Origin of the sequence: Streptomyces flavofungini, from assembly GCF_041028215.1 — a bacterium.
GTDB classification, from domain to species: Bacteria; Actinomycetota; Actinomycetes; order Streptomycetales; family Streptomycetaceae; genus Streptomyces; species Streptomyces flavofungini_B.
Genome location: NZ_JASKYR010000249.1, coordinates 1 through 10,375 on the forward strand (window position 1 = coordinate 1; position 10,375 = coordinate 10,375).

At 69.8% G+C, this 10,375-nt stretch carries 8 protein-coding genes; all 8 read left to right on the plus strand.

The window, feature by feature from the left end:
- Positions 1 to 367 precede the first annotated feature (367 nt).
- The 8 genes from AB8Z36_RS18585 (at position 368) to AB8Z36_RS18620 (ending at position 10,263) form a co-directional block, all read left to right on the plus strand.
- Positions 368 to 1,627, plus strand: coding sequence for a M20 family metallopeptidase (locus AB8Z36_RS18585; RefSeq protein WP_440581945.1), 1,260 nt, complete (start codon positions 368 to 370; stop codon positions 1,625 to 1,627).
- A 207-nt stretch (positions 1,628 to 1,834) separates the two neighbouring features.
- Positions 1,835 to 2,920 (plus strand): BMP family lipoprotein, encoded by a 1,086-nt coding sequence (locus tag AB8Z36_RS18590; RefSeq protein ID WP_369214453.1) that lies wholly within the window; start codon positions 1,835 to 1,837, stop codon positions 2,918 to 2,920.
- Positions 2,921 to 3,199: 279 nt separating this feature from the next.
- Positions 3,200 to 4,252: a BMP family lipoprotein gene (locus AB8Z36_RS18595; RefSeq protein ID WP_369214454.1), complete on the plus strand. Its 1,053-nt coding sequence runs from the start codon at positions 3,200 to 3,202 to the stop codon at positions 4,250 to 4,252.
- A 221-nt stretch (positions 4,253 to 4,473) separates the two neighbouring features.
- Positions 4,474 to 6,063, plus strand: coding sequence for an ABC transporter ATP-binding protein (locus AB8Z36_RS18600; RefSeq protein WP_440581946.1), 1,590 nt, complete (start codon positions 4,474 to 4,476; stop codon positions 6,061 to 6,063).
- Positions 6,060 to 7,208 carry an ABC transporter permease gene (locus tag AB8Z36_RS18605; RefSeq protein WP_369214455.1) on the plus strand — a complete coding sequence of 383 codons (1,149 nt, stop codon included), beginning with the start codon at positions 6,060 to 6,062 and terminating at the stop codon, positions 7,206 to 7,208. The genes AB8Z36_RS18600 and AB8Z36_RS18605 overlap by 4 nt, the downstream gene beginning before the upstream one ends.
- The gene (locus tag AB8Z36_RS18610) at positions 7,205 to 8,467 is read left to right on the plus strand and encodes an ABC transporter permease (protein WP_369214456.1); all 1,263 of its coding nucleotides are present in this window, start codon (positions 7,205 to 7,207) and stop codon (positions 8,465 to 8,467) included. The genes AB8Z36_RS18605 and AB8Z36_RS18610 overlap by 4 nt, the downstream gene beginning before the upstream one ends.
- Positions 8,464 to 8,865 carry a cytidine deaminase gene (locus tag AB8Z36_RS18615; RefSeq protein ID WP_369214457.1) on the plus strand — a complete coding sequence of 134 codons (402 nt, stop codon included), beginning with the start codon at positions 8,464 to 8,466 and terminating at the stop codon, positions 8,863 to 8,865. Before AB8Z36_RS18610 ends, AB8Z36_RS18615 begins: the two co-directional genes overlap by 4 nt.
- A gap of 120 nt (positions 8,866 to 8,985) precedes the next feature.
- On the plus strand, positions 8,986 to 10,263 hold the full coding sequence (locus AB8Z36_RS18620) for a thymidine phosphorylase (protein ID WP_369214458.1): 1,278 nt from the start codon (positions 8,986 to 8,988) through the stop codon (positions 10,261 to 10,263).
- The last annotated feature ends 112 nt before the right edge of the window (positions 10,264 to 10,375 follow it).

Sequence of the window (10,375 nt, forward strand, 5' to 3'; positions counted from 1 at the left end):
GCCCCCGGTGCCGCCGCCTTGCGTGCCGTCAGTGATGCCAGTCATCCCCGGAGCGTAGCGGGGCCCTGGGTGAGATCGTCCCGGAACGGGTACCCGGGAGCCGGAAGAGAGGGAGGTGCGACCGACGGCGCGGCGCGGCACATGCCGCTCCCCGTCTGTTACGTTCCGCTGACCGCCCGGCCGCCGCCGCCCGCGGAGGTCGCCCTTACAGGCACCGGACGGCCCGCGCATCCTGCGTGGCGGCGTAAATATTTACCCATCCCGACCGACGGCCATGCGCCACGAGGCCAGAAATTCTTCCCCTAACGGGCTGAACTTTTGTTGATCGTGGGTCAGTTGGCCGTTGCCCAGCCCTACCCTTCAGAGGGTGAACCAACTGATGTCCCGTGCGTCCGAAGAGGAGTCCGACGACGTGTCAGGAACGGAGTCCGCTCCCGCGGAATCACTTCCCGGCGCGCTGCCCGAACCGCTGCGCGTCGAGCTCACCGCCTTCCGTCGTGACCTCCACATGCACCCGGAGCTCGGCAACCAGGAGTTCCGTACCACCGCGGCCCTCAAGGCCCGCCTGGAGGAGGCGGGCCTCGCGCCCCGGGTGCTCCCCGCGGGGACCGGCCTCGTCTGCGACATCGGGGAGTGGGACGGCGTGCGCCCGATGCTCGCCCTGCGCGCCGACATCGACGCGCTGCCCATCCCCGACACCAAGCGCGGCGTGCCGTACCGCTCCACGGTGCCCGACCGCGCCCACGCCTGCGGCCATGACGTGCACACCACCGTCGTGCTCGGCACCGGCATCGTCCTCGCCGGGCTCGCGGCGAAGGGGCAGCTCCCCTTCCCGGTGCGGCTGATCTTCCAGCCCGCCGAGGAGGTGCTGCCGGGCGGCGCCGCCGACGCCATCAAGGCGGGCGTCCTCGAAGGTGTGGGCAAGATCCTCGCCGTGCACTGCGACCCCCGGGTCGACGCGGGCCGGATCGGGCTGCGGCACGGGCCGATCACCTCCGCCTGCGACCGCCTGGAGATCGCGCTCGACGGTCCCGGCGGCCACACCGCGCGCCCGCACCTCACCACCGACCTGGTGACGGCCGCGGCCAAGGTCGCCACCGACGTGCCCTTCCTCGTCGGCCGCCGGGTCGACGCCCGCTCGGGGCTCTCGGTGACCTGGGGCCGCATCGAGTCGGGCCACGCGCCGAACGTCGTGCCGCAGCACGCCGAGCTCTCCGGGACCGTGCGCTGCCTGGACCTGAAGACCTGGCGTGAGGCGCCGGACCTGGTGCACGGCGCCGTCCAGGAGGTCGCCGACCAGTACCGCGCGAAGTGCGAGATCAACTACATCCGGGGCGTCCCGCCCGTGGTCAACGCCCCCGGCGCGGCCGATCTGCTGCGGGACGCCATGGTCGCCCGGCGCGGCCCGCTCTCGGTGGAGAGCACCGAGCAGAGCCTCGGCGGCGAGGACTTCTCCTGGTACCTGGAGCATGTGCCGGGCGCCATGGCCCGGCTCGGGGTGCGCATGCCGGGCGACCACAAGGTCCGCGACCTGCACCAGGGCGACTTCGACGCCGACGAATCGGCGATCACGGTCGGCGTCGAGCTCTTCACGGCCGCCGCCCTCCTGGACGCCGCACGCATGTGACCTGAGTCGGGGGACGGAGAGAAGCAGAGAAGTCCCTTTGTCCCCCGACTTCACCGCCCGCACCGCGATCACCGCGAGCTCTCCGGTGCTCGGCACGAATAGGTAACGGCCGTACGGAAACCCGTTCCCCTCCCTTTCTACGCGCGTTAATGTGCGCCGAAATCAACGCCGTCATCGGTGCGTTGGGGAACGTGAGGAGTACGTCCTGTGCGTCGTGTATCGAAACTTTCCCAAGTGGCCGTGGCGGTGGCGTCGCTCGCCCTCGCGGCCTCCGCGTGCGGCAAGACGAGCAGCGAGGCGTCGAGCGACGACGACGGCAAGGACGGCAAGGGGTCCGCCTCGTCCTCGTACAAGGCCAAGGGCATCGGCCTCGCCTACGACATCGGCGGGCAGGGCGACCAGTCCTTCAACGACGCGGCCTTCGCCGGTTACGACAAGGCCCGCAAGGAGTTCAAGGTCGGCGGCGTGGACATGGAGCCGGGTGACGGCGAGTCGAGCGCCGACAAGGTCCAGCGCCTCGAACAGCTCGCCCGGCAGGGCTACGACCCGGTGATCGGTGTCGGCTTCGTCTACGCCCCGGCCGTCGAGGCGGCCGCGAAGAAGTATCCGAAGACCACGTTCGGGATCATCGACGACAACACCGTGAAGGCCGAAAACGTCGTGGATCTCGTGTTCCACGAGGAGCAGGGTTCCTATCTGGCGGGGGTGGCCGCGGCGAAGGCCAGCAAGGCCAGGCACGTCGGATTCATCGGCGGGGTGGACATTCCGCTCATCCATAAATTCGAGGCCGGATTCGTGCAGGGCGTGAAGTCGGTCGACCCGAAGATCGAAATCGAGAAGCGCTATCTGACCGAGAAACCCGAGGAAGGCGGCTTCTCCAGCCCCGACAAGGGACAGAACGCGGCGAGCGGACAGATCGAGGCGGGCGCCGACGTGATCTACCACGCCGCGGGCCTCTCCGGTCAGGGCGTCATCCAGGAGGCGGGCTCCCAGCGGGTCTGGGCGATCGGCGTCGACTCCGACCAGTACAAGCAGAAGGCGCTCGCCAAGTACAAGGAGCACATCCTCGGCTCGGCGCTCAAGGACGTCGGCGGCGCGGTGTACGACCTGTCGAAGTCGGTCATCGAGGGCAAGCCCATGAAGGGCGAGCAGCGCTACGACCTCAAGTCGGGCCGGGTCGGGTTCGCCGACTCCAACCCGGAGTACCGGTCCATGAAGGACGTTGTCGCCGCGGTCGAGAAGGCCCGGAAGGACGTCATCAGCGGCAAGGTCGAGGTCAAGACCGAGCCGTGACCGAGCGGGGCGCAGCGGACCCCCGGGTTGTACGTAGTACCCCCGTCCCGGGTTGTACGTAGTACGTCCTCTGCCACCTGGGCGCCCCCTGTCACGGGGGGCGCCTCTGGCGTGTTCGCGCCCCCGACACCCCTCGGACGCCGCGTGGCCACAGCTCGATAACGGACCGGACAGAAGGGTTCTTATGTGAGGTCTACGCGCGTTACGCTGCGGCGAAATCAGCGCCGGGTGAGGCGCTCGTACCTGCATGTGCTTGCTTGACTCAAGGAGTTCGTCTCTATGCGCCGGGTGTCTCGAATAGCTGTCGCGGGCGCCGCGACCGCAGCCCTCGCCGTCTCCGTCTCCGCCTGTGGTGGCACGTCCAGCGACGCCGCCGCGAGCAAGGACGACAAGAACAAGGGCGTCGCCATCGCCTACGACGTCGGCGGCGCCGGCGACCAGTCCTTCAACGATGCCGCCACCCAGGGCATGAAGAAGGCCGCCGCGGAGTTCAAGACCGGCGAGAAGGCCGTCGAGCCGGTCGACGGCGAGTCCGACGCCGACAAGGCGCAGCGCCTGACGCAGCTCGCGAAGCAGGGCTACAACCCCGTCATCGGTGTCGGCTACGCCTACGCGCCCGCCATCAAGGAGGTCGCGGCGAAGTACCCGAAGACCACCTTCGGCATCGTGGACGACGAGACCGTCAAGGCCGACAACGTCTCCGACCTGGTCTTCAGCGAGCAGGAGGCGTCCTACCTCGCTGGTGTCGCCGCCGCCAAGACCTCCAAGTCCAAGACCGTCGGCTTCATCGGCGGCGTGGACGTCCCGCTCATCCACAAGTTCGAGGCGGGCTTCGCGCAGGGCGTCAAGGACACCGACCCCAAGGTCAAGGTCGTCAAGCAGTACCTGACGGAGAAGGCCGAGGACGGCGGCTTCTCCAGCCCCGACAAGGGCAAGACGGCCGCCCAGGGCCAGATCGAGAAGGGCGCCGACGTGGTCTACCACGCCGCGGGCCTCTCCGGTCAGGGCGTCATCGAGGCCGCCGCCGCCAAGAAGGTCTGGGCGATCGGCGTCGACTCCGACCAGTACAAGCAGGACGCGCTCGCCAAGTACAAGAAGTACATCCTGACGTCGGCCACCAAGGACGTCGCGGGCTCGGTCTACAACCTGGCCAAGTCCGTCGAGGACGGCAGCGCCAAGGGCGGCGTCGTCCGCGCCGACCTCAAGTCCGGCGGTGTCGCGCTCGCCGAGTCCAACCCCGAGTTCATGAAGATGAAGGACGTCCAGAGCGCCCTCGACAAGGCCGAGGCGGGCATCAAGGACGGAAAGATCAAGGTCAAGGCCACGCCGTGACGGTGTGACGACAGCGGCATTTCCGCGCGACGGGGTGTGGGGGACGATGGGTCATCCCGCGCCCCGTTCGCGCGGGCCGCAAGCGGGTTCCACCCCGTACGGGCGCGGTCCGTACGAGGGCCGTCCTCAGCAGCAGCCACGAGGACCCAGCAGCACCAAGTAGCAGGGGCACTGCGCGCGTAGACGGCCCCTTTCCCTCATGTTCCCGAGGAGAGTGCGCCATCGACGCGTCCACCAACCCTCCGCCCATCGCCGTCGAACTCGTCGGCATCACCAAGCGCTTCCCCGGAGTCGTGGCCAACCACGACATCCGCCTCGCCGTCCGCAAGGGCACCGTGCACGCCCTCGTCGGTGAGAACGGCGCGGGCAAGTCGACCCTGATGAAGATCCTCTACGGCATGCAGAAGCCGGACGAGGGCACCATCACCGTCGACGGTGAGCAGGTCGCCTTCGCCAGCCCCGCCGACGCGATCGTGCGCGGCATCGGCATGGTCCACCAGCACTTCATGCTCGCCGACCAGCTCACCGTCCTTGAGAACATCGTGCTCGGCTCCGAGAAGCTGCACGGCATCGGCGGCGCCGCCCGCCGCAAGATCGCCGAGATCTCCGAGCGCTACGGCCTCGGGGTGCGCCCCGACGCCTACGTCGAGGACCTCGGGGTGGCCGACCGGCAGCGCGTGGAGATCCTCAAGGTCCTCTATCGCGGCGCCACCACGCTGATCCTCGACGAGCCCACGGCCGTGCTCGTGCCGCAGGAGGTCGACGCGCTCTTCGACAACCTGCGCGAGCTGAAGGCCGAGGGCCTGTCCGTCATCTTCATCTCCCACAAGCTGGGCGAGGTCCTCTCCGTCGCCGACGACATCACCGTCATCCGGCGCGGCACGACGGTCGGCACGGCCGTCCCCGCCGAGACGACGCCGCGCCAGCTCGCCGAGCTGATGGTGGGCAGCGAACTGCCCACCCCCGAGACGGCGGAGTCCACCGTCACCGACCGGCCGATGGTCGAGGTCGAGGGCCTCAAGCTGCTGGCCGAGGGCGACTCGGGGCGGGCGCTGCTCGACGACATCTCGTTCACGATCCACGAGGGCGAGGTCCTCGGCATCGCGGGTGTCGAGGGCAACGGCCAGACCGAGCTGATCGACGCGCTCATCGGGCTCAAGCACGCCGACTCCGGTGTGATCCGGATGGCGGGCGAGGACATCACCGCCCACCCCACGCGCAAGCGCCGCGAGGACGGCATCGGGTACATCCCCGAGGACCGCCACCGCCACGGGCTCCTCCTGGAGTCCCCGCTGTGGGAGAACCGCATCCTCGGGCACGTCACCGAGAAGCCGAACGCGGGCGGCAAGCTGGGCTTCTGGCTCGACCTGAAGAGCGCGCAGGCCGACACGCGCCGCATCGTCGAGGAGTACGACGTCCGTACGCCCGGCATCGACGTGACGGCGGCCTCGCTCTCCGGCGGCAACCAGCAGAAGCTGATCGTCGGCCGCGAGATGAGCCACAAGCCGCGCTTCCTGATCGCCGCCCACCCCACCCGTGGCGTGGACGTCGGCGCGCAGGCGCAGATCTGGGACCAGATCCGCGAGGCCCGCCGCGAGGGCCTGGCGGTGCTGCTGATCTCCGCCGACCTGGACGAGCTGATCGGCCTCTCCGACACCCTCCGCGTGATCTACCGCGGGACGTTCGTGGCGGACGCCGACCCGGCCACCATCACGCCGGAGGAGCTGGGGTCGGCGATGACGGGTGCCGCCTCCGGTCACCTGGAACACGTCGAGTCCGGTGACGGCTCCGAGGAGGACGAGGTCCGATGAAGAAGTTCGACAAGGAGCGCGTGCTCCTCGCGGTGGCCGGACCGGTCATCGCCCTGGTCGTGGCCGTGGCGCTGACCTCGGTCGTGCTGCTCGCCTCGGGCAAGAGCCCGATCGAGCCGTACAGCCTGATGCTGGAGCAGGCCACCTTCTCCGACATCCAGGTCCTGATCCTCAACCAGGCGGGGATGTACTACCTGGCGGCACTCGCGGTGGCCATCGGCTTCCGCATGAACCTGTTCAACATCGGCGTGGACGGGCAGTACCGCCTCGCCGCGATGGTGACCGCCGTCGTCGGCACGCACCTCGCGCTGCCGTCCTTCCTCCAGATCCCGATGCTGATGCTGGTCGCCATGCTGACCGGCGCCTTCTGGGCCGGTATCGCGGGCGTCCTGAAGACCACCCGCGGCGTCAGCGAGGTCGTCGCGACGATCATGCTCAACGCCATCGCGACGAGCGTCATCGCCTACCTCACCCTCACCGAGAACTTCGGTGTCCCGGTGGGCAACAACCAGACGACCGGCGTCATGGAGAAGTCCGGCTGGTTCCCCGGCATCAAGGTCGCGGGCGGCGAGATCTACGGCTTCGTGATCATCGCGGTGCTCGCGGGCGTCTTGTACTGGCTGGTCCTCAACCGCACCCGGTTCGGCTTCGACCTGCGCGCCACCGGCGCCTCCGAGTCCGCCGCCGCGGCCTCCGGTGTCAACGCCAAGCGCATGGTGCTCAGCGCGATGCTGATCTCCGGCGCGGTCTCGGGCCTCGCGGGCCTGCCGATCCTGCTCGGCGACACCCACACCTACAGCCTCTCCTTCCCCGCGGGCCTCGGCTTCACCGCCATCGGCATCGCACTCCTCGGCCGCAACAACCCGGTCGGCATCGCCTTCGCGGCGCTGCTCTGGGCCTTCCTCGACAAGGCCTCGCCCGCCCTCGACTACGCCCAGCCCGAGGCGTACGACAAGGAGATCGCGGTGATCATGCAGGGCCTGATCGTCATCGCGGTCGTCGTCTCCTACGAGGAGGTGCGCCGCTGGGGCCTGCGCCGTCAGCAGCGCCGCGTCGGTGAGGAACTGGCCGCCGCCGCCCGGGCGAACGGCAACAACGGCAACAACGGCAACAACGACTCCGTGAAGGAGGTGGCTGCCCGATGAGCTCGGCAACCGTCGCCAAGCCCCCGGCCAAGCAGCCCGCGCCGGGCCGCCGCCGCGTCTCGCTCCCCGTCCTGCTGCTGATCATCGCGGGTGTCCTGGTGCTGACCTCCGTGGTCCGCCTGATCACCGGCGCGGACGGCATCACGTCCACCGGCCAGATGTCCACGGCCCTCAAGCTGGCCGTGCCGATCGGCCTCGCGGGCCTCGGCGGCCTGTGGGCCGAGCGCGCGGGCGTGGTCAACATCGGCCTTGAGGGCATGCTGATCCTCGGCACCTGGTTCGGCGCCTGGGCGGGCTTCCAGTGGGGCCCGTGGGTCGGCGTCCTCTTCGGCATCGTCGGCGGCGCGCTCGGCGGTCTGCTGCACGCGATCGTCACGATCACCTTCAACGTCAACCACATCGTCTCCGGTGTGGCCCTGAACATCCTCGCCCTCGGCGCCACCCGCTACCTCGCCACCTTCGCCTTCGAGGGCGAGGAGGGCGGTACGTCGAAGCAGTCGCCGCCCGTCGACTCGCTCGGTGACTTCTCCGTGCCGGGTCTCTCCGACTGGCTCCAGGACCTCAACGACAAGCACTGGTTCCTGGTCTCCGACCTCGCGGGCCTGATCGGCGGTCTGATCACCGACCTGTCGCCGCTCACCGTGATCGCCGTCGCGATGGTGCCGCTGAGCTGGTGGGTCCTGTGGCGCACCTCGTTCGGCCTGCGGCTGCGCTCCTGCGGCGAGAACCCGATCGCGGCCGAGTCGCTCGGCGTCAACGTCTACAAGTACAAGTACCTGGCCGTGGTCATCTCCGGCGGCCTCGCCGGTCTCGGCGGCGCCTTCCTCTCCCTCGTCGCCTCCAACATCTATCTGGAGGGCCAGACCGGCGGGCGCGGCTACATCGGCCTCGCCGCGATGATCTTCGGCAACTGGATGCCGGGCGGACTCGCGCTCGGCGCGGGCCTGTTCGGTTACACCGACAGCCTGAAGCTCCGGGGTGGCGGCACCAACGTCCACGCGCTCCTGTTGCTCCTCGCGATCCTGCTGGTCATCGGCGCGATCTACCTCGCCTGGCGCAAGCGGTACATCCCCGCGGTGATCACCGCGGCCGTCTCCGCGCTGATGTTCGTGTGGTACGGCTTGACCGACGAGGTGCCCAACCAGGTCGTCACCGCCACGCCGTACGTGGTGACCCTGCTGGTCCTCTCGCTCTCCGCCCAGCGGCTCCGGATGCCCAAGGCGGACGGAATGCCGTACCGAAAGGGACAGGGCAAGTGACGACCGCTGCCGCCGACACCGACTGGGACGCCCTGCGGGAAGCCGCGCGCGAGGCCATGTCCCGCGCGTACGCGCCCTACTCCGGCTTCCCGGTCGGTGCCGCGGCCCTGGTCGACGACGGCAGAACGGTCTCCGGCTGCAACGTGGAGAACGCCTCCTACGGCCTCGGCCTCTGCGCCGAGTGCGGCCTCGTCTCCCAGCTCCAGCTCACCGGGGGCGGCCGCCTCACCCACTTCACGTGCGTGGACGGCAAGGGCGAGATCCTCATGCCGTGCGGCCGCTGCCGCCAGCTCCTGTACGAGTTCGGCGGCGCCGACCTCGTCATGGAGACCCCGTCGGGCGTACGGACGCTCGGCGACATGCTCCCCGACGCGTTCGGACCGCAGCACCTCAACTGAACGCCGGCCCCGCCCCCTTGGAGATCTCGGGTGCGGGGCCGCCTTCAGCTCCCGGCTCTATGCGCGTAGAGTCGCGGCATATCTACCTACGTACGCCGCTGTACTGCTGGAAGGACTGCCATGGACGTCATCTCCGTCATCCGCACCAAGCGCGACCGGGGCGAGCTGAGCGACGAGCAGATCGACTGGGTCATCGACGCCTACACGCGCGGCGCGGTCGCCGACGAGCAGATGTCCGCCCTCGCGATGGCGATCCTGCTCAACGGCATGAACCGCAAGGAGATCGCCCGCTGGACCGCCGCGATGATCGCCTCCGGCGAGCGGATGGACTTCTCCTCGCTCTCCCGCCCCACGGCGGACAAGCACTCCACGGGCGGTGTCGGCGACAAGATCACGCTGCCGCTCGCCCCGCTGGTCGCCGCGTGCGGCGCCGCCGTGCCGCAGCTCTCGGGCCGGGGCCTCGGCCACACCGGCGGCACCCTGGACAAGCTGGAGGCCATCCCCGGCTGGCGTGCGCTGCTCTCCAACGAGGAGATGCTGAACGTCCTCGACGGCGTCGGCTCGGTCATCTGCGCGGCCGGTGACGGCCTCGCCCCCGCCGACAAGAAGCTCTACGCGCTGCGGGACGTGACCGGCACCGTCGAGGCGATCCCGCTGATCGCCTCCTCCATCATGTCCAAGAAGATCGCCGAGGGCACGGGCTCGCTCGTCCTCGACGTCAAGGTCGGCACCGGCGCCTTCATGAAGAACCTGGACGACGCCCGGGAACTGGCCGCCACGATGGTCGGGCTCGGCACCGACAGCGGCGTCCGCACGGTGGCCCTGCTCACGGACATGTCGACCCCGCTCGGCCTGACGGCGGGCAACGCGCTTGAGGTCCGGGAGTCGGTCGAGGTCCTCGCGGGCGGCGGCCCGGCGGACGTCGTCGAACTGACCCTCGCGCTCGCCCACGAGATGCTCGACGCGGCGGGCCTGAAGGACGCCGACCCCGCGAAGGCGCTCGCGGACGGTTCGGCCATGGACGTCTGGCGCCGCATGATCGCGGCGCAGGGCGGCGACCCGGACGCGGCGCTGCCGGTGGCGCGGGAGCGGCATGTGGTCACCGCCCCGTCGTCGGGCGTCCTCACCCGCCTCGACGCGTACGACGTCGGCGTCGCCGCGTGGCGGCTCGGCGCCGGGCGGGCGCGCAAGGAGGACGTGGTCCAGGCGGGCGCGGGCGTCGAACTCCACGCCAAGCCGGGCGACTCCGTCGTGGCCGGAGCTCCTCTTCTGACCCTCCACACGGATACGCCGGAGCGTTTTGAGTACGCGCTCCAGTCCCTGGAGGGCGGGTTCGACATCGCCCCGGCGGGGGCGGACTTCTCGGCGACGCCGATTGTTCTGGACCGGATCGGCTGATTCGGCTGATTCGTCTGCTGCAGGCGCGTGGGGGCTGGTCGCGCAGTTCCCCGCGCCCCTGACGGGGCGCGGGTCTGGATTTCAGCCCCTCCGGCGTTTGCGGAGCGGGGTC

Coding starts and splice junctions, on each gene's coding strand:
- AB8Z36_RS18595 (WP_369214454.1), top strand. CDS start 3,200: ATGCGCCGGGTGTCTCGAATAGCTGTCGCGGGCGCCGCGACCGCAGCC.
- AB8Z36_RS18605 (WP_369214455.1), top strand. CDS start 6,060: ATGAAGAAGTTCGACAAGGAGCGCGTGCTCCTCGCGGTGGCCGGACCG.
- AB8Z36_RS18610 (WP_369214456.1), top strand. CDS start 7,205: ATGAGCTCGGCAACCGTCGCCAAGCCCCCGGCCAAGCAGCCCGCGCCG.
- AB8Z36_RS18620 (WP_369214458.1), top strand. CDS start 8,986: ATGGACGTCATCTCCGTCATCCGCACCAAGCGCGACCGGGGCGAGCTG.